Origin of the sequence: Patiriisocius sp., from assembly GCF_051252435.1 — a bacterium.
GTDB lineage: Bacteria > Bacteroidota > Bacteroidia > Flavobacteriales > Flavobacteriaceae > Patiriisocius.
This window is the reverse complement of record NZ_JBPOFW010000001.1, coordinates 284,669-307,583: the sequence shown is the minus strand read 5'-3', so window position 1 is coordinate 307,583 and position 22,915 is coordinate 284,669. Positions and strand designations below refer to the sequence as shown.

21 protein-coding genes are annotated in these 22,915 nt (G+C 33.4%); 14 read left to right on the top strand and 7 right to left on the bottom strand.

Translation table 11 applies throughout. The features are described 5' to 3' along the window. Positions 1-95: 95 nt before the first annotated feature. Both ACSHW7_RS01365 and ACSHW7_RS01360 read right to left on the bottom strand, forming a co-directional pair. Complete coding sequence (locus tag ACSHW7_RS01365) at positions 96-1,070, bottom strand: BsuBI/PstI family type II restriction endonuclease (RefSeq protein WP_435677522.1); 975 nt, start codon at positions 1,068-1,070, stop codon at positions 96-98. After that, a complete protein-coding gene (locus tag ACSHW7_RS01360) occupies positions 1,042-2,580 on the bottom strand; it encodes an Eco57I restriction-modification methylase domain-containing protein (RefSeq protein WP_435677521.1) in 1,539 nt (512 codons plus the stop codon). The genes ACSHW7_RS01365 and ACSHW7_RS01360 overlap by 29 nt, the downstream gene beginning before the upstream one ends. Positions 2,581-3,147: 567 nt before the next feature. Between ACSHW7_RS01360 and ACSHW7_RS01355 the strand changes: the two genes are divergently transcribed. Further along, positions 3,148-5,307, top strand: coding sequence for a hypothetical protein (locus ACSHW7_RS01355; protein ID WP_435677520.1), 2,160 nt, complete (start codon positions 3,148-3,150; stop codon positions 5,305-5,307). A 901-nt stretch (positions 5,308-6,208) separates the two neighbouring features. On the opposite strand, the gene ACSHW7_RS01350 is transcribed toward ACSHW7_RS01355, so the two are convergent. From ACSHW7_RS01350 to ACSHW7_RS01335, 4 genes are all read right to left on the bottom strand, one after another. Beyond that, entirely contained in the window at positions 6,209-7,354 is a 1,146-nt protein-coding gene (locus tag ACSHW7_RS01350) for a hypothetical protein (protein ID WP_435677519.1), read from the bottom strand. Between the two features lie 119 nt (positions 7,355-7,473). Next, positions 7,474-7,767, bottom strand: coding sequence for a helix-turn-helix domain-containing protein (locus ACSHW7_RS01345; protein ID WP_435677518.1), 294 nt, complete (start codon positions 7,765-7,767; stop codon positions 7,474-7,476). 74 nt (positions 7,768-7,841) lie between these two features. Further along, a complete protein-coding gene (locus ACSHW7_RS01340; protein ID WP_435677517.1) occupies positions 7,842-8,759 on the bottom strand; it encodes a hypothetical protein in 918 nt (305 codons plus the stop codon). A 125-nt stretch (positions 8,760-8,884) separates the two neighbouring features. Beyond that, positions 8,885-10,141 carry a phage integrase SAM-like domain-containing protein gene (locus ACSHW7_RS01335; RefSeq protein WP_435677516.1) on the bottom strand — a complete coding sequence of 419 codons (1,257 nt, stop codon included), beginning with the start codon at positions 10,139-10,141 and terminating at the stop codon, positions 8,885-8,887. 454 nt (positions 10,142-10,595) lie between these two features. On the opposite strand from ACSHW7_RS01335, the gene ACSHW7_RS01330 reads away from it, so the two are divergent. Then, on the top strand, positions 10,596-11,195 hold the full coding sequence (locus ACSHW7_RS01330; RefSeq protein WP_435677515.1) for a hypothetical protein: 600 nt from the start codon (positions 10,596-10,598) through the stop codon (positions 11,193-11,195). A gap of 73 nt (positions 11,196-11,268) precedes the next feature. Here the strand turns inward: ACSHW7_RS01330 and ACSHW7_RS01325 are convergent, their stop codons facing one another. Further along, on the bottom strand, positions 11,269-12,525 hold the full coding sequence (locus ACSHW7_RS01325; protein WP_435677514.1) for an NAD(P)/FAD-dependent oxidoreductase: 1,257 nt from the start codon (positions 12,523-12,525) through the stop codon (positions 11,269-11,271). Positions 12,526-12,620: 95 nt separating this feature from the next. Here ACSHW7_RS01325 and ACSHW7_RS01320 point away from each other — a divergent pair, with 95 nt between their 5' ends. The 12 genes from ACSHW7_RS01320 (at position 12,621) to ACSHW7_RS01265 (ending at position 22,894) form a co-directional block, all read left to right on the top strand. Continuing rightward, a complete protein-coding gene (locus tag ACSHW7_RS01320; protein WP_435677513.1) occupies positions 12,621-14,147 on the top strand; it encodes an HAL/PAL/TAL family ammonia-lyase in 1,527 nt (508 codons plus the stop codon). A gap of 109 nt (positions 14,148-14,256) precedes the next feature. Beyond that, entirely contained in the window at positions 14,257-15,387 is a 1,131-nt protein-coding gene (locus ACSHW7_RS01315; protein ID WP_435677512.1) for a WG repeat-containing protein, read from the top strand. A gap of 15 nt (positions 15,388-15,402) precedes the next feature. Beyond that, the gene (fabG, locus tag ACSHW7_RS01310) at positions 15,403-16,155 is read left to right on the top strand and encodes a 3-oxoacyl-ACP reductase FabG (RefSeq protein ID WP_435677511.1); all 753 of its coding nucleotides are present in this window, start codon (positions 15,403-15,405) and stop codon (positions 16,153-16,155) included. A 1-nt stretch (position 16,156) separates the two neighbouring features. Continuing rightward, a complete protein-coding gene (locus ACSHW7_RS01305; protein ID WP_435677510.1) occupies positions 16,157-17,377 on the top strand; it encodes a beta-ketoacyl-[acyl-carrier-protein] synthase family protein in 1,221 nt (406 codons plus the stop codon). Positions 17,378-17,383: 6 nt separating this feature from the next. Continuing rightward, positions 17,384-17,626 carry an acyl carrier protein gene (locus tag ACSHW7_RS01300; protein WP_435677509.1) on the top strand — a complete coding sequence of 81 codons (243 nt, stop codon included), beginning with the start codon at positions 17,384-17,386 and terminating at the stop codon, positions 17,624-17,626. A gap of 16 nt (positions 17,627-17,642) precedes the next feature. Beyond that, positions 17,643-18,530 carry a lipid A biosynthesis acyltransferase gene (locus tag ACSHW7_RS01295; protein ID WP_435677508.1) on the top strand — a complete coding sequence of 296 codons (888 nt, stop codon included), beginning with the start codon at positions 17,643-17,645 and terminating at the stop codon, positions 18,528-18,530. Further along, positions 18,527-19,453: a dialkylrecorsinol condensing enzyme DarA gene (locus tag ACSHW7_RS01290; RefSeq protein WP_435677507.1), complete on the top strand. Its 927-nt coding sequence runs from the start codon at positions 18,527-18,529 to the stop codon at positions 19,451-19,453. The genes ACSHW7_RS01295 and ACSHW7_RS01290 overlap by 4 nt, the downstream gene beginning before the upstream one ends. After that, on the top strand, positions 19,453-20,586 hold the full coding sequence (locus tag ACSHW7_RS01285; protein ID WP_435677506.1) for a beta-ketoacyl-ACP synthase III: 1,134 nt from the start codon (positions 19,453-19,455) through the stop codon (positions 20,584-20,586). Before ACSHW7_RS01290 ends, ACSHW7_RS01285 begins: the two co-directional genes overlap by 1 nt. 1 nt (position 20,587) lies before the next feature. After that, on the top strand, positions 20,588-21,022 hold the full coding sequence (locus ACSHW7_RS01280; protein WP_435677505.1) for a hypothetical protein: 435 nt from the start codon (positions 20,588-20,590) through the stop codon (positions 21,020-21,022). A gap of 1 nt (position 21,023) precedes the next feature. Then, positions 21,024-21,482, top strand: coding sequence for an ABC transporter permease (locus ACSHW7_RS01275; RefSeq protein ID WP_435677504.1), 459 nt, complete (start codon positions 21,024-21,026; stop codon positions 21,480-21,482). A 1-nt stretch (position 21,483) separates the two neighbouring features. Further along, the gene (locus tag ACSHW7_RS01270) at positions 21,484-21,885 is read left to right on the top strand and encodes a hypothetical protein (RefSeq protein ID WP_435677503.1); all 402 of its coding nucleotides are present in this window, start codon (positions 21,484-21,486) and stop codon (positions 21,883-21,885) included. 4 nt (positions 21,886-21,889) lie between these two features. Beyond that, a complete protein-coding gene (locus ACSHW7_RS01265; protein ID WP_435677502.1) occupies positions 21,890-22,894 on the top strand; it encodes a BtrH N-terminal domain-containing protein in 1,005 nt (334 codons plus the stop codon). Positions 22,895-22,915 lie beyond the last annotated feature (21 nt).

The window sequence follows — 22,915 nt, the reverse complement described above, 5'->3', positions numbered from 1 at the left end:
AACAGACTTGAAAAGAGTTTGTTGCAAGGATTTTGTTTTTTTGTGTACTTACATTTGTACGTATATAGCTTCCTCTCTAAAGGAATTTATTAGTTTTATTGATGTGGACCTAAAAACCTATCTCCATTAAAATGTATCATGTGATCTGGTTTATCTGCAAGCCATACTTCAGTCTCCCAAGCTATTTTATCTACATTGTTCTTGAACTCTTTATTGTCAGGGAATGCAGTTACATAGACTTTACCGATTTTGCAACCTTTTAAAGCTTTCTCTAATTCTTTCCATCTCTTAGGAGAGATAGGTCCATGACTAGTAACGGCCTCAATAAGAATTAACCAATTTCTTTTAACATCGTAAACTACAATATCAGGAAGTTTGTCATGTGACATTGGTGTAACTCCAAGGATTTGTAAATAATCAGATTCTAAATGCATAAATTTACCACCTTCTTCCGCTCTGCTACTAGCAGTATCTCCAACATATAATACAACACCATCTTTCCCAATAAAACGTGGGCAAAATTCATGTATAATATCAGCATGCAATTGATTGTGTTTTCCTGGTGATAAATTCAGTTTCTTTCCGTTTGGAAGTTTTAATGGAATTTTGTTTAAATTTCGTTTCTTTTTATACTCTTCTTTCAAGCTTGGCGATTTTTTAAGAAATTCCTTGACTTTACTTTCCCAATCACCATCAGGAAATTCTTTTAAAATATCTATTATGGGTTGATTTAGCGAATAGTTATTGTCTTTACTATTTGTTGGTCTTTTCGGATTGTCTCTATTCCTATCAATAAGTCTAGCTTGTTCAAATTGATGGAGAGTTTGTCTCCGAATTGTTTCTCTGCTATTAGGCTTGTAATTCATCCCATAAGCAATACGAATAAATGCCATAATCAAATGGGTAGGAAGTAGTAATGCTTTAGCTTCATTCCAATTATTGTTAGGTTCTAAACCTGCTAATGCTAAAAAAACCCAAGCAGAACGATTATTTGTTTGCTGGCTTGGAAGCTGCAAAGCTTTGAGTATTTTCTTAGCCTCTTCAAGTTTTTTCATTTGATTCTCTATCATTCAATATTTTTTTTAAGGAGTTTTCGATGTTAACATAGTTGAGAATATTAATCTTACGGACATTTTTTCCAAGTTGAATAATCTGGTCTCTTGTTGGAATTTTCATTATTCTTATATCAGTAGCATTTACTTGTGTATTTCCTGAAATACATCTATAATAATTATCCATGAACTCAGAATTAAACAGTACGGCAAGACCTAAAGCTTCATCATTTGTTAGGTTTGTATCTGCTCGACCTATATAATTTAATTTATTTGTAATTGCTATAAATTCGTTTCCATTGATCGGATTATAAATTCCAGCAACTAGTCTCCTTTTTTCTTCTTTTGATGTAAAACGTTTTAATATTAAGTATTTCTTATTAAGAAGTAGGTGCTTGTGAGAGTATGGGAGAAGTCTGAATGAAATATCCTTTTTGCTATTTCCATCCCAAGATATACCACCTACAGAAACATTATGAGCTTTTAGTAATGGCACTTGATTGGGTTTATGGTGTTTAAGTGTTAAATATTCTTGCGTTCTATGTTCAACAACTGGTCCTGTGGAAATAAAATATCCCTCTTCACTAAATGTTGAGGGTAATACATTAGCTTTTTGTAAAGTACGAAAGTCAATCTCTCTTTCTGGAACTCGGATAATTTCTTCACTGTTACTGACATCTATGATTATGTCTTTAGGATATTTAGCGATAGTCGGATTGTCTAAGTCATGAATATTTTTTGAACTTGAAATTGTTACTTGAGGATATTGTTTTTGTGTTTTAGTTAATTTAAAAATAACGTTCTCTTGCAATATTTTAGAATCAGCAAAAACTTCATTTCTAGAATTAAAAATATGTATCAAATCTATTCTAGAATTATTTAATAAAAATTTTCTAAAGCTCTTAAAATATAATCCGTTTAAAAAACTTCTAGGAGAAATACAAACAATTTGACCATTTGTATTTAGAGCTGAAATAGTAATTGCAATAAATGATGCGTATATATTTGGTTCTCCTTTGAATAAATCAGCTGTTTTTTTGGAGTAAATTGAATTTTTTGCAGAGTATTTAAAGTAAGGCGGGTTTATTACTGAAATATCGAATTTTTGTTTATTATTGATATCAGGTCTTAATACTACAAAGTCATCATTTATTATTGTATAACTAAACTGTTTATTCGCGAATTTAAATTTTTCTTTAATTCCTTCTAAAACTACATTTAGGTGTTCAATTAAATTGTCATCTAATTCGTAGACCGTAACATCTAAATTATTAATACCATTATTTAACAGATGTAGGGCAGTGGATGTGGTTAACATTCCGTAACCAGCTCCACAGTCTAATAGTTTGACATTATCTGGATTTAAATTATCTAAATTAATGAGAGAACTCATAAACTCAGCTATAGGAGAATCAGTAAAATACTGACCTAATCTTTTCTGAGATTGACTATCTGTACTTTCCGAATATATTTTTTGCTTTTGCCTTATTTGTGCTATCAAATTATATTTTTTTGCCAAAATAATCATATTAAATTTTTAATTATCTCACTTGATGAAAAAATAAAGTAACTTTTGCTAACGAATTTTTTTTTCAGAGGATGATTTAAATGAGCTAATTTAATTATTTCTATGATAACTTTCTGATAGCGTAATTGTTTCATTATAAAATATAAATGATGAAAATTTTAAAAATTCGTAGATTAGGTTACGATAGATTGCAAGTAATTGCAACTCTTTCCAAGTCGAGTTTTGTAAGAGGTTTCGTTCGTAAGTAACCTTTCAATTTTATGAGTTGCAACCCAGCAACTTATCAAGTTGGGTTGCTAGGTTGCAATTTTACGAATTGCAAAATCATTGCATTAGGTTTTATGCTGTTTTGAAAGGTCCTAAATCCAATAGAATCATTATACCCTTGTTTTGCATAATGCGGAAATCGTGCTAAAATTGAACATTTGAACTAAAAACGCCACCACACAAACAGTACATTATTTTTTTGCCGACACATAAGCCAACGCTGAAAAAACCAATAGAGCTGTTTTTTGACAAAGCTCAAAAAAATGTAACTTGTGAAAGAAAAAATCGACTTTAATAAATATGACAAAATTAAAAATTGAATTTGAAAATTGTTACGGAATTAAGCAACTGAAATATGATTTTGACTTTAGCGTAAAAAGCACATATGCAATTTATGCACCGAATGGAACAATGAAAACTTCATTTGCGAATACTTTTATGGACTTTAGTAACTCAAACCCCTCAAAAGATTCAATTTTTCCAGCAAGAATTAATAAAAGAATAATTACTGACGAAAATGGAGACGAACTAAAGCCAGAGGAAATATTTGTAATTGTTCCTTATAACGAAGCCTTTAAGTCTCAAAAATTATCAACGTTATTAGTTAATAAAGAACTAAAAGAAAGGTATGATGAAATACACTTAAATATTAATGAAAAAAAAGATACTCTAACAAAAGAATTAATATCTAAATCAGGACTTAAAAAAGGTGTAGATGCAGAATTTTCAACAGATTTCACTTCTTACTCTACGGATTTTTTCAAGGCAATAGGTAGAGTTAAAACAGAAGTCAACGACGAAACTGAAGCTGAATTTTCTGATATTGTTTATTCCAAAGTGTTTAGTCAAAAAGTAATAGCATTTCTTGAGACAAAAGACTTTAAGACCAAACTTCAAGAATACATTGAAAAATACAATGATTTAGTAGATACCTCCACCTATTTCCAAAAAGGTGTTTTTAATCATAATAATGCTTCAACAATTGCCAAAAATCTAAAAGATAATGGTTTTTTCAAAGCAAAACATTCGTTGATATTAAATGCCGAAACTGATAAAAAACAAATTTCTACCGAAGAAGAATTAACTGAAATAATTCAAGCTGAAAAGGACGCAATTTTAAACAACCCCGATTTATTAAAAGCATTTAATGATATAGATAATGCTTTGACAAAAAACATCGAATTAAAGGACTTTAGAGATTATTTACTTGCCAATCAAAAAATACTTCCTGAATTACCAAATATTAATGGATTTAAGCAAAAAATTTGGGTTTCTTATTTAAAAGAATTTAAGCAACTTTTTTTAGATTTAGATTCCGAATACAATAAAGGGAAAGAAGAAATTGAAAAAATTGTTGCACAAGCAAAATTAGAAGAAACAGATTGGAGAACTGTAATTGGTATTTTCAACAAGCGTTTTTCAGTTCCTTTTAAACTTAAAGTTAAAAATCAAGAGGACGTAATTCTTAAAAGAAACGGACCAAGCATTGTTTTTGAATTTATAGATAATGCAGATAAATGTGAAATAGACGAAAGCAAACTACATAATGTTTTAAGCAATGGAGAAAAACGAGCATTATACATTTTAAATATAATTTTTGAGGTTCAGGCACGTCTTAAAGACTTACAGAAAACAATATTTATAATTGATGATATCGCTGATTCCTTCGACTACAAAAATAAATATGCTATTATTGAGTATTTAAAAGATATTTCAAATCATAGTATTTTCAATCAAATAGTTTTAAGTCATAATTACGATTTCTTTAGAACCATTTCAAGTAGACTTGATATGGAAAGAAGACACAAATTAAATTCTATAAAAACAGGTAGTAATATAATTCTTAAACAAGAATTATATCAAAATAATCCTTTTGATTATTGGAAAGAACATTTAGATAAACCTGAAATGCTTATTGCTTCTATTCCATTTATTAGAAATTTAGCAGAGTTTACAGGAGACGAAGTTAATTTTCTAAAACTAACTTCTTTGTTGCATATCAAATCAGATACGGCGAATATAAAAATTAGTGACCTTCAAATTATATTTAAGGAAATTCTTAAAGATAAACACACACTTACGTTAGCAAATCCAAATAAGTTAGTAACGGATTTGATATTTGAGACGGCTGATACAATTTCAGTTGGGACTGATGAAATAATAGAACTTGAAAATAAAATAACACTTGCAATTGGGATAAGGTTAAAAGCAGAGATATTTATGATTAATAAAATAAATGATAATGCTTTTGTTAATTCTATTACTAAACATCAAACGTCAGTGTTATTTGCGAAATATGTGGAGCTTTTTCCAGCAGAATTAATAATTATTGATTTATTAGAACAAGTAAACTTAATGACACCTGAAAACATTCATTTAAATTCATTTATGTACGAGCCGATATTGGATATGGGAAATGAGCATTTAAAAGATTTGTATATAGAAATTTCAGCCTTATAAAATAAGCCAACGCTACACCAAAAATTATAAAAGAGTATGGCTTGCCAACGCTCACATTAGAACTGAATAATACTATCGGAAAACCAAGCAGAACGCGAAAGCACTATGCACAAAAACGAATATAAAAAATAGCGAGAGCCTTTGCTAAAAAAAGGGTTCGGGCATTTTTAGGAAGTTGCCAAATTTTTAAATTTCACGATTTCCAATTAAAAAGATACATAGTAAAAGTTAAAAATTCGGCTTGTGTTTCATCCGAAAATTATCGCTTATTTTCAGCGCTACTTTTCATACAAGACCGTTACTGGGTGGTAACTTGATATATTGCAACCCAGCAACTTATCAAGTTGCGTCGTAGGTTGTAATTGTTTTTTTGATGCATTAAAGTCTATAAAACAATGAGGTTTATAAATGTCATTAGTTTTGCAATTTTATGAATTGCAAAAATTTTTAAATAAGTTTTTGAGAGTGAAGATTCCAGCATAACAAAGAGGTTTTATGTTTTAGTACTTGCAATTTTCCAAATTGCAAAAGCCTTGTAAAAGGATGCGTCCATTTTTTTAATTATACTAAAGTCTTTAAAAACAGGGACTTTGGTTGTTAGTATGGTTGCAATTCAATGAATTGCAAAAATTTTTAAATGAGTTTTTGTGGTTGAGGATTCCAGTAAAACAACGGGGTTCTAAGTTTTAGTAATTGCAATTCTCCAAATTGCAAACTAATTTAAATAGATTTTGTTTTTATACAAATATGTATGTAAATACCCGAAGTTTATCGATATTTCGGGAATAGGTTTGTAAATGTCGGTATGAATTTAATTTTGGCTACATTTTCTAAAATATCCTGACAATTAATTTATACGTATTTGTAGATGGATACCCGAGCATCATAGCTCGGGTTTTGGCTACTCAAAATTTAGCTTTAGAACACGTAAAAAGTTCAATGTTTCACGATTAGCGACCAATCTATCTTTATCATCAACATTTTCTATTAATTGAATCAATTTTTTCTTCATCCTTGAACGCTCTTGTGGATTGTCAAAGATGTTTAATGAAGCATACAGCATCTCTTTGTCATCACCTTTATTTATTGTTCTATTCATAAAATGTAATAGTAGTCTATCAGTGGGTGATAAGTCTTTAAACTCTCTTAGAATGATTTTTCGCTCTATGTACTTCATAATGCCGGAAAAAATTATCTTTTCAAGTACATCTTGATTTAGGTCAAGTAAATCTTTAAGACTTTGGAATTGTAGGTCTAGATATTTTTTGTGTTTAGCATTCTTTAAAGTAAATTCTAATCTTCCTATATTTTTGAAATTTTGATTTTTAAGATAGGTTTGAGAAAATAAACTACTCTGAGTTTCTAACTCAAGCGTTTTATGATATATTTTAACATAAGGTTTGGCGGGTGTTGCTTTTTCTCGAGTATTGAATTGAATACCGACGTTTTCTTTCTCTCTTCTAAATGGCTTAGAAACGTATCGATAACAGCTAGGGTTAATTTTTCTATGAATTTCTGCATTTGCTTCTATCATTGATTTTACTGACACATTTACATCATAACAGAAGTCAATGTCACTAACGTATGCATTTAAAAAGGTGTCAATTGATAAATAAATTATTTTTAAACTTATGATGTAGTTATACAAATCAATAATGGTTTCATTATTTATCCCTTGAAAGTATTTTTCTTTTAATTGTTTGGCGTTGCATTGAATAATTATTTGTTCCTCAGCAAATTGTCCAGTTAAGCAATGAAAAACTGCGATACGTGTAGTGATACCATTCTCAATGTTCACTTTGTGCTTGTCTAAATTGACATGATTTTCTAATTCTCCAGTAGTAATGAATACTTTCTGATATTCTTGCGCAAAAGTTGGGTCAATATATTCAACTTTGTGCCTAGGAACACGAATTTTTAGGCTGTCAACCTTAACAGTTTCGAGCATTTGACTATCTTTGTTTGGTAGGCAATGCCTGAAGAGACAACCTACAACGATTGCAAATGCGATTACAAAAGCTACCTTTAATAGGTGGCTTTTTTGCATTAGGGGTTTCACCCCTAAAACCCCAAAGTTTTACTCCGCTTGCAGACGCACAAATAAATCTAGGATTTTTGTGAAATTGGCGTAAAAATTTGACCAGCTTAATATCTTGGAAGTTTCCATTATGAAACACTCTCATCCCTGCTAGAATTTAAAGTGTTTTCAATCTCTTGAAGTTTGTATTTAACTCTTCCGCCTATGTGGTAGCGTTTCAAAATGCCTTTATTTGACCAATCATTTATAGTCACTAAACTAACACCAAGCAATTTCCCTGCTTGTTGGCGTGTAATCCATTCTGATTTAGGAGGGTTGAGAGATTTTTCTAATTGGTCAATTCTTGTGTTGAATTGAGATACGATATTATCAACTAAAGTAGTCGGGTCAATGTCGTGAAGTTGAATGATTTTTTTATGCATAATATTGAGTTTTGATTGCTCAATATTATGTCCATCTTATCTAAATTTTGTTCTGTGTAGTACTACAAGAACAACTACAAAATAGTATTTAAAAAAGCCTCTATCTTCTTTTCATTGTCAAAATAAGACTTGGATTGTTGACTAGTTTTCTTGTTTAGCATCCCAATGCTCTGTCTTAGATTTTGAGTATTAACGGCTGTTATCGCATTTAAGATATTTGCAATCGCTTCTTGTGTATTAAGATCTAAACTAATCTCATTTAGCATTCCTACCTTTGGGTGTGCAAGTAATTGAACAATTTGGAGAGGTGTTGTAAAGATTGCTTTTTTCATTGGTTTGTTTAGACCCTGTATTTCTCTAATTTTATATAAGCAAAAATTTGTAATATGCATTTCCATTGATTCCTCAAAGTATTCTTCTAGATAGGAATATAATCTAGGGTTGAATTGCTGACCACCATAATAACCATGAATCCATTCAATTATGAACTTAGGATATTTTTCTGGAAAATTAGTTTCTTCATTATTGTCAAATTCGAAAAAATCTGTTCTGTGTGAATACTCAATGATAATTTCTTTATTCGAAAAAGGGTTATAATTTTTAATTTTATCACGGAGGTATTCGAGTTTTTGGTTGTCATTAATACAAATATCAAGTTGAAAGTCGATTTCTTGATTTTTCTGTTGATAATCGTAGGACAAAGTTATTGACGAATTTAAACCACTTATAGCATCTAATACCACTAATGGATTTAAGTGAAAACAATAATTATTTGATTCATAAAATTCCCATATTTTGAAAACCTCATTTTTAAATATTTTAAAATTTAATTTTGATAAATCGATACAACTGTATTTGTTATATTCTGTTTCCCCTCTATATCCTACAGAGAATATGTCTTTTTTGACCAAAAACTCAATTTTCTGACCTGTATCAAGTACTCTAAATTCATTTTTATCTAGCAGACTATTAAAACTACCATATTCTAACATTGTTTTTTTTCTTTAAATTAATGATGGATAAAAAATTTTTTATAATGTACTAAGTATTAGTTTTTGACTAGCAAATCTGTACTTAATTTGAAGTAAAATTTCTTCTAAATTAATATATTTCATTTTTAATTAAAAAATGGGTGTTCTGCAATTTTTTGCGCTCTTTGAAGATTTGAAGCTTTTATATATTTGTAAAATACACGTTCTGTTTGGTGTCCTGAAATGGTCATTATATCCATAGTTGCCATACCGCTGATATATGCATTTGTACAAAAGCTTCTCCTTGCAGTGTGCGTAGCAATTAATTCATATTTACTGAAAGTTTTTTTCTGTAATTTCCCACCGATAGTTTTTTCAATGGTTATTGGTTCGTTAATCTTTGCAAGGGCACCAATTTCTTTCAAATCCCTATTTATATTTTGGTCAGATTTTTTAGGTGGTGGTGACAGGCTGTATTTTTTTAAAATAGTTACTACAACTGGTTTGCAAGGGATTGTTAAGAGTTTGTTGTTTTTAGTTGATTTCACAACAAAATAGTATTTGCCGCCAATATTTTTTAAGTTTTCTTTTTTCAATTTATTAAAATTAGAAACTCTTAAGCCTGTATGCGCTCCAATTAAAAATAAATCTCTAGAAATATCCATTCCATTATCTAATTCCAACAGTTCAATTTGTTTTAACTCCTCATTATTCAAATAAATAGAATCAACTTCTTCTGTCGGTTTGGCAAACTCTCTTTTTAAATGTGTCATGTTAGAGTGATAACCATTGGACAAAGAATAATTAAGAATTGTTTTTAAATTTTTGATTTGGCTGCCGATGTAGTTAGTGCCATAATCCTTGTTTTTTAAAAATTCAACAAATTTATTATAGAAATCAAGGGAGATATCTGCATAACTTAAACCTCCATTTTTCTCCGCATATTCCTCAAGCAAGTTGTAGCAAGATTTCAAAGATTTTATAGTTCCGTTAGATAGTGGTTTCTGAGTTGACGGACTTGGATTTTTAGCAAAGTGTTCAAAATAAAATTTGTAGCATTCTAAAAGATTTGGATTTCTTTTTTCTTCGGATTTACCAAATGCCCCTTTAAATATTCTTTTTGCATCATTTTTAGTGTAGTTTGGATTCTTGAAGTGTAATTCGCTTAACCTATCTTTTAGGAGAGTATTTAAGTTGTCTAAAGATTTGTTTATTTTTCTTGAATCTTCTTGAGCAATAATATTTTTAACACGTTGCTTCTTATTGTCCCAATGATTAGATGATTTTATAAACAGTCCGGTAGAGTAACGTATTTCATTTCCACGACCGAAAATATGTATAACTTGGATGCTGGTTCTGTCCCCAGCAAGTTTTCTAATCTTGAAATTTAGTGTACCTTTCATGTGCGTTCAAATGTACGTACATTATCTTTATTTATCTTAATTCAAGTTATCTTAATTTTATTTAACATTCTTAAAAGTACTGTACGTAAAGGCTTTTGAGTGCATTTCTGTTAATTTTTAAAAAGTTGAGAAAATCAAAAAGTTATCCTAGTGGGACAACTTTCATTTAAAAGGTCTCAAGTTTAATCGCTTGAGACTTTTTGCTTTTCTGAATATTTCAAAATACATAAAGCTTCATTTTTTTAGTTGAAATTTCAGAAATTAAAAAACATAAGTGTTTAACACAATTAATACTTAATCTAAAAAATTTGCCTTATTCCTAGAGAAACAAGAATCCGTTATTTTTGAATCCATAAAACGGCAGATTGTTGTAAATTAGCCTATTATAAAAAACAAACGAGGGCGCTTATTGGAGTCTTCAAAAATTTACATTTGTACAACTAAACTAAATATTATGAAAAAACAGATTACATTAGTTCTTGCATTGGTTATTACAGCTGCATCATTTGCACAAAAAGCAAAAGTACTTGAGGGAGATTTTAAAGATTTAAAAGGAATTACTGAGTACAACTTGGTTTTTGATTATTCTGATGTAGAAATTCCTAAATATGATAACGAAGAGGAATTTTTGAAAGATAAAATGGCTAAAAGGGAAGAGAAAGAAGCTGGAGATGGTGAGCGTTTTAAAAAGGCGTGGTTTTCAGATAGAGAGGAACGTTACGAGCCTAAGTTTATTGAATCGTTTAATAAGCGTTATGAAGAATTTCAAGTAGGTAAAGATTTGCCAAATGCAGAATATACTATGAAAGTTCACACTACACTTTTATATGCTGGATATAATGTTGGGGTGATGCGCCAACCTTCAAAAATAGATGCAATTATTTCTGTTTATAAAACAAGTGCTCCAAATGATGTGATTTTTTCTGTAAAATATACAAAAGCAGAAGGGAACGGAGCAATGGGTTATGATTTTGACTCAGGATATAGAATTTCTGAATCTTACGCGAAGCTTGCAAAAACTTTAGCAAAGACCATTAACAAGAAAGCCTGGTAGTAAAATAAATTCCATATAAAAACCCAGGTTACAATTCAAGTAATCTGGGTTTTTTAGTTTCCTATTTCATGGATTAGGAATTCTTTGCGTCAAATTCTATTTCCATATCAGTTATATGCGCAACGGTTTTAACGAGCCTGTTATGATTTTTTACAAATGGATTTGTTTCGTCCCAAACATATCCAGCAAGTACAGCGCAAATTTGTTTTTTGATTTCGGGGTTTTCTTTGTAATGGAAAAATATTTTTTGAAGATTTCCCGTATACCATTCTTTTACATAGGTTGAAAAAACATTTACTCCTTTTTTAATATAGTCTGAATATTGTTCTTCCCAATCAATTGTTTCGCCGTCTAATTCTCGCGAAATTAATTTTGCCGCGAGCAATCCAGATTCGGTTGCAAACGTTACACCGCTTGAAAATACTGGATCGAGAAATTCAGCACTATTACCGGTTAATGCGAATCCGTTTCCGTAGAGTTTCTTCACAGACTTTGAAACATTTTTGATCATCACAGGTTCAAAATCATAAGGAATGCCTTCAAAGCGCTCATTGTAATATTCTGAAAGTTTCATCATGGCAATCAGCTTCTCGGTATTTGTACCTTCAAAAGATTCCATATATTCTGTTGGGCCAACGTAGCCCAAACTTGTCTTCCCATTTGAAAATGGAATAACCCAAAGCCAAACTTCGGTATCGACAACATCAAAAGTAATCCGTGTTCCTTCAAAACCTTTTGGTCTTTTTAAGTCATCAACATGCGTGAAAATAGAAGAGTGCTTTGTAAGTTTTGACGGAGTATCCAAATCTAATAAACGCGGTAATACTCTTCCGTGGCCGCTAGAATCAATGATAAATTTTGCTGAAATGTTACTTTGATTGCCATCATTATCTTCGATTGTAGTGACTGAGGAACCGTCATCATTAAACGAAACATTTGTAACAGCATGTTCAAAAGTAATATCTACACCGCGTTTTAAAAGTTCTTGTGCCATGGCGTTATCAAAATCAGCGCGTGGCACTTGCCATGTCCAGTCCCAACCTTCAGTATGCTTTACGGCAAAGTCGAAATCACATACTTTTTCTCCTTTAATAAAGCGAGCACCATGCTTTTTTTCAAAGTTTTGAGCTTTTAAGCATTCCAGTAAGCCCACCTCTTCAAAATGCTCCATACATTTTGGAAGTAAACTTTCTCCCACAACAAATCTTGGGAATTTGCTTTTTTCTATTACTTTTACCGTGAGTCCTTTATTGTGTAAATATGCAGAAGCAACGGAGCCCGAAGGACCTGCTCCTATTATTAACACATCGACAGTTTCATTTCTCCTCATTGTTTCTGTTAAAATTATATTAAATTTGTTGCTCAAATTTAACTATATTATTTTAGTTGAATTAACTACACCCAAATTAAAACGAAAAACGTTACATGCTAACAATAAAAGGAGAATTAGGAGTTGAAGAGTTTTACAATGTTATTTTTAGGAATGAACCCATTGAAATTCATGAGGATGTCATTGATACGGTTCAAAAAAGCTTTGATTTTTTAAAGGAGTTTTCTGAGAATAAAGTAATTTATGGTGTGAATACGGGTTTTGGCCCCATGGCACAATACAAAATTGAAGATACCCAGCGTATTCAATTACAATATAATCTTATTAGAAGCCATGCTTCTGGTACCGGAAATCCAATTGCCCCAAAATATGTAAGAGCAGCAATGCTGGCAAGAATGAATACCCTTTCTTTGGGTAATTCGGGTGTTCATGTTTCGGTTGTTAAGTTGATGACTCAGTTGATAAATCGTGATATTATTCCGTTGATTTATGAGCATGGGGGCGTTGGTGCTAGTGGTGATTTGGTGCAGTTGGCCCATCTCGCATTAGTTCTTATTGGTGAAGGTGAAGTTTTCTACAAGGGAGGACGAAAAAATACTGTTGATGTTTTCAAAATGGAAAATTTGCAGCCAATTTCCGTAGAACTAAGAGAAGGATTGGGGTTGATGAATGGTACTTCTGTAATGACAGGAATTGGCATCGTCAATACCATATACACGCGCAGATTACTAAATTGGATGATAAAATGTTCGTCAGCTATTAACGAAATTGTTGAGGCGTATGATGACCATTTAAGTATGGATATCAATCAAACTAAAAAGCATAAAGGGCAACGTAATATTGCAAAAGCAATGCGTGATCATCTTGCTGACAGTACTTTGACGAGAAAACGCGAGCATCACCTTTACACGGGCGATAACGATGTGGAAGTTTTTCATGAAAAGGTGCAGGAATATTATTCCTTGCGTTGTGTGCCACAAATTTTAGGGCCCGTTCTAGATACCTTGAATATGGTTGAAAAAATAATGATTGAGGAGGTAAATTCAGCAAATGATAACCCAATTGTTAATGTTGAAAAGAAGCAGGTGTATCACGGCGGAAATTTCCACGGTGATTACGTGTCGTTAGAAATGGATAAATTGAAAATCGTAGTAACAAAAATGACGATGCTTGCTGAAAGACAGCTCAACTATTTATTGAATTCTAAGTTAAATGATATTTTACCGCCTTTTGTAAATCTTGGAAAGTTAGGGTTGAATTTTGGAATGCAAGGTGTTCAGTTTACAGCAACTTCAACCACTGCTGAAAATCAAATGCTTTCAAACCCAATGTATGTGCACAGCATTCCCAATAACAACGATAATCAAGATGTGGTGAGTATGGGAACAAATGCCGCGTTAATAACAAAAAAAGTAATTGAAAATGGATTTGAAGTGATGGGGATTCACATCATTACTATTATTCAAGCCATTGAATATCTAGATATGAAAGATAAGGTTTCCTCAAAAACTAGAGAGATGTACGATGAAATTCGTGCCATCGTCCCAGCTTTTAAGGAAGATGTTATCATGTATCCGTATGTTAACCAAGTGAAAGATTTTATCATAAATAAGGAAAGTTAATTCCCAAGTAATATTGAAATTATTGTTGAATTGATGACAATTTCAAACATTATCGATTAATTAATATACATATTTTAACAGATTTAATTTTAATTTAAAAATCGGAATAATGAAAAATGCAACTCTTTTTATTTTAACTACACTTTTAATTTCTACATCTCTTTTTAGTCAAGAATTAGCTAGGGTTCGAGATAATGACCAATATGGATTTATTGATACCACCGGAGCAATGGTTATCGCTCCTCAATATGTTAAAGCGGGAGATTTTTCTAATGGTCTTGCAGCGGCTTTCAAGAGTGATCGTTGGGGGTATATCAATACGAAAGGCGACTGGGTAATAGAACCACAATATGAAAAAGTAAAGGCATTTAATGCAGGATATGCGCTAGTGTATGCAGATAAAAATTGGAATTATATTGATAAAGACAACAAAGTTCTTGCGACTCCTGTTAAAGAAAAATATTACGATTTCAATGAAGACGGATTGGCGTTTTATACTTTAGAAAAGAAAGTAGGACTGATAAATACAAAAGGAGATGTAGTTATTGAACCTACCTATGATGCTATAAAACCTTTTGTTAATGGTTATGCGCGAGTAAAGATGAATGACAATTGGGGCATGATTGACAAAACTGGAAAGGAATTTATGGGCTTGGAGTTTGATGAAATCGGTGACTATAACAGTAATGGAATCGCAGTTCGTAAAGGAGAGTCTTTTGGGATTTACCATAATGGCAAAATGAATATAATTTCGGGAGCGGATAAAGTTTGGGATTTTCCAGAAGGAGAAAAATTAACGTATGCCAGAAAAGATAAGCTTGTTGGTTATGTAAATAATAAAGGAGAATGGGTAATTCAACCTACATTCTATAAAGCTAGAGCCTTCAATAATGGATTAGCGCCGGTATTTAATGATGATTATTGGGGCTATATTGATGAAACTGGAAAAGAAGTAATCCCATTTCAATATAGAGATGCCGAAACGTTTGCAGATAATGGTCTCGCGCCCGTAAAGGATAAAAAACTATGGGGTTTTATTGATAAAACAGGTAAGATGGTGATACCTGCACAATATGTAATTTCGGCTGGGGGATTGAGCCTTTTCAGCAGCGATAATTTAAAAGGTTTTTATAATGGATTAGCCCGTGTGCGCTATGAAAAATCATGGGGTTTTATTGATGCAAAAGGAAATCCATTGGGCGGAAAATGGTACGAGAATGCTGAGGTGTTTTCAAAATAATACAAATAACAATCAATGGCTGATAAAGCAATAAAGAAAAAATATGCGCTCGTTACTGGCGGGTCAAGAGGTATTGGTAGCGCAGTCTGCAAGCAACTTGCTCAAGACAGCGACTACCATATTTTGATTAATTATAATAGCAACGAAAGTGCGGCACATGCCACATTAAAAGAAGTTAAAGATGTTGGGGGAGAAGGTACGTTGCTACAATTTAATGTAACAGATGCCGAAAGCGTGAAGTCTTCACTCGATGCTTGGGCAGAGAACAACAAAGACGGAGTAATAGAAGTGATCGTAAATAATGCCGGCATTACAAAAGACGGTATGTTTATGTGGATGCAGCCAGAAGATTGGCACAGTGTTATCAACACAAGTCTCAATGGTTTTTTCAATGTAACAAATCATCTGATACAGAAACTTTTGGTAAATCGGTATGGTCGCATTGTCAATATGGTATCCGTTTCAGGATTAAAAGGAAACCCGGGACAGGTAAACTATTCGGCAGCAAAAGGTGCTGTGATTGCTGCAACCAAAGCACTTTCGGCTGAGGTCGCAAAGCGAAATATTACAGTAAATGCAGTTGCTCCTGGATTTATAAACAGTGACATGACCGCAGATCTTGATGAAAAGGAATTGAAAAAAATGATACCAGCAAACCGTTTCGGCGAAGCCCAAGAGGTCGCAGACCTAGTCTCGTTTTTAGTTTCCAAAAAAGCATCTTATATTACTGGCGAAATCATTAATATTAACGGGGGAATTTATTCTTAATATGCACAGAGTCGTAATTACAGGAATGGGAATTTACTCTTGTATTGGTAAAAACAAGCAGGAAGTTAAGGAGTCGTTGTACAACGGAACTTCTGGAATTATCTATGACGAATCTAGAAAGGATTTTGGATTTCGCTCTTGTTTTACGGGTCATGTTGAAGAACCAGACTTGAAAAAACAGCTGTCCCGTAGGCAACGTGTAAGTATGGGAGAAGAAGCCATGTATAGCTATGTTTCCACAGTAGAAGCATTGGAGCAGGCTGGCGTTGACCAGGCGTTTCTTGATGCAAATGAAGTTGGAATTCTCTTCGGAAATGATAGCACGGCAAAATCGGTTATTGAGTCCATTGACATTATTAGAGATAAAAAAGACACCACACTTGTGGGTTCTGGCGCTATTTTTAAAGCGATGAACTCTACAGTTACTATGAATCTTTCCACTATTTTTAAATTAACAGGTGTCAACTTTACAATTAGTGCAGCTTGCGCAAGTGGCTCTCACGCCATTGGAGTGGGATACCAAATGATAAAAAGCGGATTGCAAGAAATGATTATTTGTGGCGGAGCCCAAGAAATAAATATGCTTGCCGTTGCAAGTTTTGACGGATTGGGAGTTTTTGCCACTGAAGAAACTGATGCTACTAAAGCATCAAGACCTTTTGATAAAAACCGAAACGGATTAATACCAAGTGGAGGTGCTGCCACATTAATACTTGAGAGTTACGAATCGGCAAAAAAACGAGGCGCAAAAATTCTTGGTGAAATTGTAGGTTATGGTTTTTCATCAAATGGAGACCATATTTCAACACCCAATGTTGAAGGACCTTCAAGAGCCATGCGAAAAGCACTTGACCAATCTGGATTAAAGCCAACTGAAGTGGATTATGTAAACGCACATGCCACCTCAACACCAGTTGGCGATGCAAACGAAGCAAAAGCTATTTTTGATGTTTTTGGCGAAAATGGACCGCACGTAAGTTCAACAAAATCAATGACTGGACACGAATGCTGGATGGCAGGTGCAAGCGAAGTTATTTACAGTATGCTAATGATGGAGCACAGTTTTGTGGCGCCAAACATTAATCTAGAGGAAGCAGATGAGGATTCGGGAAAGTTAAATTTGGTCAAGAAAACGCTAGATAAAAAAATAGATGTATTTTTGTCGAATTCCTTTGGTTTTGGAGGAACAAATTCAGCATTAGTAATCAAAAAATCGTCCTAGCACAAAATGAATAAAGAAGAAATCGTTGAAAAGGTCAACTACTTTCTTGTAGATGAGTTTGAAGTTGAAGAAGAAGATATGAGTCCAGACGCCAATTTAAAGGAAACTTTAGAGTTGGATTCTTTGGATTTTGTAGATTTGGTAGTGGCTGTCGAATCAAACTTTGGTACCAAACTTGTGGGCGAAGATTTCAATGGAGTTGAAACACTTCAGGATTTTTACGATTTAATCGAAAGAAAAATAAGCTAGAAAAATCTTCTTCTATATGAGTTCAGAATGGGAAGGAAAATCCAAGGGTACTGTATTTGGGTACAAGGTTTTTGTTTTTCTCATTAAAAATTTTGGCGTAAAAGCCGCATACACACTTCTCGTTTTTGTAGCTAGCTATTACGTCTTTTTTGCTCCTAAGAACACTCGGGCAATTTATTATTATTTCAGTAATAGATTAAAATATGGGGCTTTTAAAAGCGTCATTCATATATTCCGTAGTTACTTTATTTTCGGGCAAACCATTATCGATAAGGTTGCTATATCCTCAGGACTTCGGGAGTCTTTTACTTACGATTTTGACGGGCAACACAATATTAAAAATCTGTTACAAAAAAAACAGGGTGGGATTTTAATCAGCGCTCATGTTGGTAATTTTGAAATTTCAGAATTTTTCTTTGCAGAATTGGACGAAACTGCAACCATAAGCCTTGTAGTCACTGATGCCGAAGTTGAGGCGATAAAGGAATATTTGAGCCAATACACAAGGCGCTCCCACACTAAATTTATTGTGATTAAAGAAGATATTTCGCATATTTTTGAAATAAACGCCGCGCTTGCTAGAAATGAAATTGTCTGCATGACCGGTGATAGATATATAAAAGGGACTAAACATCTTGAAGGAATGCTTTTGGGTGAAAAGGCAAAATTTCCTGCAGGACCGTTTATGATTGCATCACGACTAAAAGTGCCTGTTATTTTTGTGTATGTAATGAAAGACCCAAAACAACATTACCATTTATATGCGCGCACCGCCCAAGTTAAACATAGAGACGCGCAGCATTTATTGCAGGAATACATAGAAAGTGTAGAGTGGATGTTGAGTAAATACCCAAGACAATGGTTTAATTACTTTGATTTTTGGAGCGCAAAAAACAAAAAATGAAAGAAGTTTTAGTCGTATATTATTCTCAAACCGGTCAGCAACGCGACATTCTTAAGAATATCATGAAGCCCTTTGACGCTGCAACTACAAATATAACGTACCACGCAATAAAGCCTGTAAAAGAGTATCCTTTTCCCTGGCCAACCCTTGATTTTTTTGATGTATTTCCAGAGTCTTTTCTTCAAATTCCTACTGAATTAGAACCTATTCCAACTTCTGTTTTGGATAAGAAATACGATTTGGTTATTCTTGGTTACACCGTTTGGTATTTAACGCCATCCATTCCTGTAAATTCATTTCTGAAATCTGCCGAAGGAAAAAAATTATTACAAAACACGCCTGTTGTTACAGTAATTGGCGCACGCAATATGTGGATAATGGCCCAAGAAAAGATGAAGCAATTGTTAGTGGATTGTGGTGCGCGATTGGTTGGAAATATCGCGTTGGTGGACCGCAATATAAATCACATTAGCGTTATAACTATCCAGCATTGGATGCTAGAAGGAAGGAAAGATCGTAAATGGGGCATTTTTCCGAAGCCGGGTGTTTCAGAAAAAGAAATTTCTGAAGCATCAAAATTTGGAGTCATCATTCAAGAAGCGCTATTGTCAAATAATTATGAGAGTCTACAAGAAAGACTTCTTAAAAAAGATGCGGTTATTGTTAATCCTTCATTAATAGCAACTGACCAAAGAGGAAACGTGGTTTTTTCAAAATGGTCAAGTATGCTTATTAAAAAAGGAGGGCCAAATACGCCTAAAAGACGTAAACTTTTACCTTACTTTAATTATTACATGATATTTGCAATATGGGTTATAGCACCTATAGTTTTTATTGTATTTTTGCTCACTTATTTTCCTTTGTACGGCAAAATAAAAAAGGATAAGCAATTTTATGCATCGGTGCGATTAAAGCGAGATTAATGAGAGACGTATACATTACAAGAACAAGCAAATTTTTACCTAATTCTCCTGTCACAAATGATGAGATGGAGGAATTGCTTGGTGAAGTGAATGGAAAGGAATCTAGAGCGAGACGTATAGTATTGCGTAATAACCAAATTAAAACACGTTATTACGCCATTGATAAAGATGGTAATCCTACACACACCAATGCACAAATAGCAAAAGAAGCTATTGAAGGACTTTTAGATAAAGATTTTACAAAAAACGATATAGAGCTTCTTTCTTTTGGAACGGGGAGTGCCGATCAAACATTACCTTCTCACGCTGCAATGGTACATGGAGAATTGAAAGGTAGTAATATGGAGATAAATTCGCCCACAGGAGCATGTTGCAGTGGTATGAATGCATTGAAATACGGCTACATGGCTATCAAATCTGGTGAATATGACAATGCTGTTTGTGGTGCTTCAGAGCGCGTTTCTGGATGGCTCAAAGGTGGTATTTATGAAGATGAAGTTGTCCACTTATCAACTCTTGAAGAAAAACCTATCTTAGCATTTAATAAAGATTTTCTACGATGGATGTTGAGTGATGGTGCTGGAGCGTTTTTATTGCAGCCTAAACCCTTAGGAGAAACTAACTTGAAAATTGAGTGGATGGATGGTTTTTCATTTGCAAATGAATTAGAGACTTGTATGTATTCTGGTTCTGATAAAAATGAAGATGGTTCACTCACCTCTTGGAATGATATTCCTGTTACAGATTGGGGAAAAAAATCTGTCTTCGCCCTTAAACAAGATACAAGGATTTTAGGAGAAAACGTACTTGTCAAAGGTGTTGAAGGAATGGTGAGAAGCATGAAAAAGCACAATGTTTCTATCGATGATATTGACTATTTTCTACCTCATATATCTTCTTATTTCTTTAAGGATAGACTTTACGAAGAATTGAAAAAGCGAGACGTTGAAGTTCCTTGGGATAAATGGTTCATGAATTTGAGCGAAGTAGGAAACGTAGGCGCGGTATCTATCTTTTTAATGATTGATGGTCTTATCGCATCTGGGAAATTGAAAAAAGGAGATAAAATTTGGCTAATTGTACCGGAGAGTGCACGTTTCTCATATTTCAATGCTCTTTTAACCGTATGCTAGTATGGATCTATTGCCTAAAAAAATTACTGACAAAGCCGTTATAGAAAATTTAATTCCGCAGAAAGCGCCATTTGTAATGGTAGATTCATTACATGCTTTTTCTTCGGAAATGATAACAGCCGGACTTACCGTAACTGCCGAAAATATATTTACACAAAACAATGTCTTTCAAGAACCAGGTGTTATTGAACACATGGCTCAGAGTGTTGCATTGCATACCGGATATGACTTTTTTCTAAAAAAAGAGCAAGCACCAACAGGATATATTGGCGCAGTAAAAAAAATAACCATTGAGAGATTACCCAAAGTGGGAGACACATTACTTACCACGGTAAACATTCTGCAAGAATTTATGGGCATTACATTAGTTTCAATATCGACAGAGTGCAATGGGAAAGTCATTGCGATGGGCGAAATGAAAACAGCGTTAGCATAATATGAAAGCCAATATTGAAAATTTTGACATAAAAGATTTCCTGCCCCATAGGTCGCCTATGTTGATGGTAAATAAACTTTTATCACTCACTGAAACCGAAGTTTCGTCAAGTTTCAAAATAGAAAAAGATTGCGTATTTGTAGATGAAAATGACTTTTTCAAAGAAAGTGGACTTATTGAAAACAATGCCCAAACGTGTTCAGCCATCGTAGGTCAAAGCTTTTTTGACGAAGATGACCTCAAAGGAACCGGAAATAAAGTAGTTGGTTTTATTTCCACCATTAAAAGTGCAAAAATTTATGGATTGCCAAAGGTGGATGACACCATTATCACAAAAGCGTCGCTAATTAATAGGTTTGATGCTGGTGATTATGTCATGTGCACCATGCAAACTTCTACTTTCAACAATGAAGAATTAATCGTAGATTGTACGATGAATTTAATCATTCAAGAAGTATAAAGTGAAAAAGACCGAAGTCCCACAAGATCAAAGTAGCCTTAATAAATTTAACTCAAAAGAGTTGTATTATGCCGTTGACGAAAATGGCGAATATACAACCGCGTTAAGTTCTGGTTGGGACCCCAAAAAAATCGCACTCGATAATGCGCTTGAAGAAATCGAGAATCGTATTGAAGACGCAAAAAAGCGTGTACACGCTGGAGAGACAAGCCCTATTGAATATTATATGGAAGCTGCTAAAATGGATCTCCCCATTTTAGCAAGTTATGTAGGGTTCTGGCAGTGGAAAGTAAAACGCCATTTTAAACCTTCAGTATTTAAAAGGCTTAACGCTAAAAAATTACAAAAATATGCTGATGTGTTTGACATTTCAGTAGCACAATTACAAGAGATTCCAAAATAACCGTATGAAGATAGATTTTACACACAACCAGTCTGCGCATTGCGAAAACGGGGTGATTTCAAATTTGATGAAACACAACGGATTTCAAATCAGCGAACCCATGGTTTTTGGAATTGGCTCTGGATTGTTATTTTGTTATATCCCTTTTTTAAAAGTAAACTATGCGCCGGTGGTTACGTATCGAGCGATGCCCGGCCAGATTTTCAATCGCTTTGCTAAACGAGTGGGGATAAAAATAAAACGCGAAAAATTTAAAAATCCAAAGACTGCAAAAGTAAGGCTGGATGAAAATCTTGCAAAAAACAATCCCGTGGGTTTGCAGGTAGGCGTTTATAATTTGATGTATTTCCCGGAAGAATATCGTTTTCATTTTAACGCTCACAATCTAGTTGTCTTCGGAAAGGAGGACAAAAAATATCTTATTAGTGATCCTGTAATGGAAAACGTTACTACGCTTACAGATAAAGAACTGGAAAAAGTACGCTTTGCCAAAGGAGCTTTTGCTCCCAAAGGGCATATTTATTATCCCACCTCATTTCCGGAGAAGTTGGCCTTAGAAAAAGCAATCATTAAAGGCATTAAACACACCTGTCGCGACATGGCGGCTCCTGTGCCTTATGTGGGTGTCAATGGTATCAAAACCATTGCAAAACTCATTAGAAAATGGCCCAAGAAAAAGGGGGTAAAAAAAGCAAATCATTATTTGGGACAAATAGTGCGCATGCAAGAAGAAATAGGAACTGGCGGTGGTGGATTTAGATATATTTACGGTGCATTTTTACAAGAAGCGGGAAAATTGTTGAACAATGAAGAGCTAGTAAAACTCTCTTCTGAAATGACCGAAATTGGAGACCAATGGCGCGATTTCGCCCTCGAAGCATCCCGAATCTACAAAAACCGAAGCAACAATACAGCACTCGATAAATATGACGCAGTAGCCACCCAACTGGAAGCTATTGCTGATAAAGAAAAAATGTTCTTTAAGAAATTGAAGAAAGCAGTGGCTTAGGTTTAAAAATTTATCCACTCA

What these genes read in the sequence shown, in the direction of transcription:
- ACSHW7_RS01300 (WP_435677509.1), top strand. Translation starts at nt 17,384, where the DNA reads ATGAATAAAGAAGAAATCGTTGAAAAGGTCAACTACTTTCTTGTAGAT.
- ACSHW7_RS01275 (WP_435677504.1), top strand. Translation starts at nt 21,024, where the DNA reads ATGAAAGCCAATATTGAAAATTTTGACATAAAAGATTTCCTGCCCCAT.
- ACSHW7_RS01290 (WP_435677507.1), top strand. Translation starts at nt 18,527, where the DNA reads ATGAAAGAAGTTTTAGTCGTATATTATTCTCAAACCGGTCAGCAACGC.
- ACSHW7_RS01325 (WP_435677514.1), bottom strand. Translation starts at nt 12,525, where the DNA reads ATGAGGAGAAATGAAACTGTCGATGTGTTAATAATAGGAGCAGGTCCT.
- ACSHW7_RS01280 (WP_435677505.1), top strand. Translation starts at nt 20,588, where the DNA reads ATGGATCTATTGCCTAAAAAAATTACTGACAAAGCCGTTATAGAAAAT.
- ACSHW7_RS01320 (WP_435677513.1), top strand. Translation starts at nt 12,621, where the DNA reads ATGCTAACAATAAAAGGAGAATTAGGAGTTGAAGAGTTTTACAATGTT.
- ACSHW7_RS01305 (WP_435677510.1), top strand. Translation starts at nt 16,157, where the DNA reads ATGCACAGAGTCGTAATTACAGGAATGGGAATTTACTCTTGTATTGGT.
- ACSHW7_RS01315 (WP_435677512.1), top strand. Translation starts at nt 14,257, where the DNA reads ATGAAAAATGCAACTCTTTTTATTTTAACTACACTTTTAATTTCTACA.
- ACSHW7_RS01285 (WP_435677506.1), top strand. Translation starts at nt 19,453, where the DNA reads ATGAGAGACGTATACATTACAAGAACAAGCAAATTTTTACCTAATTCT.
- ACSHW7_RS01350 (WP_435677519.1), bottom strand. Translation starts at nt 7,354, where the DNA reads ATGCAAAAAAGCCACCTATTAAAGGTAGCTTTTGTAATCGCATTTGCA.
- ACSHW7_RS01355 (WP_435677520.1), top strand. Translation starts at nt 3,148, where the DNA reads ATGACAAAATTAAAAATTGAATTTGAAAATTGTTACGGAATTAAGCAA.
- ACSHW7_RS01335 (WP_435677516.1), bottom strand. Translation starts at nt 10,141, where the DNA reads ATGAAAGGTACACTAAATTTCAAGATTAGAAAACTTGCTGGGGACAGA.
- ACSHW7_RS01295 (WP_435677508.1), top strand. Translation starts at nt 17,643, where the DNA reads ATGAGTTCAGAATGGGAAGGAAAATCCAAGGGTACTGTATTTGGGTAC.
- fabG (WP_435677511.1), top strand. Translation starts at nt 15,403, where the DNA reads ATGGCTGATAAAGCAATAAAGAAAAAATATGCGCTCGTTACTGGCGGG.
- ACSHW7_RS01265 (WP_435677502.1), top strand. Translation starts at nt 21,890, where the DNA reads ATGAAGATAGATTTTACACACAACCAGTCTGCGCATTGCGAAAACGGG.
- ACSHW7_RS01340 (WP_435677517.1), bottom strand. Translation starts at nt 8,759, where the DNA reads ATGTTAGAATATGGTAGTTTTAATAGTCTGCTAGATAAAAATGAATTT.
- ACSHW7_RS01330 (WP_435677515.1), top strand. Translation starts at nt 10,596, where the DNA reads ATGAAAAAACAGATTACATTAGTTCTTGCATTGGTTATTACAGCTGCA.
- ACSHW7_RS01365 (WP_435677522.1), bottom strand. Translation starts at nt 1,070, where the DNA reads ATGATAGAGAATCAAATGAAAAAACTTGAAGAGGCTAAGAAAATACTC.
- ACSHW7_RS01360 (WP_435677521.1), bottom strand. Translation starts at nt 2,580, where the DNA reads ATGATTATTTTGGCAAAAAAATATAATTTGATAGCACAAATAAGGCAA.
- ACSHW7_RS01345 (WP_435677518.1), bottom strand. Translation starts at nt 7,767, where the DNA reads ATGCATAAAAAAATCATTCAACTTCACGACATTGACCCGACTACTTTA.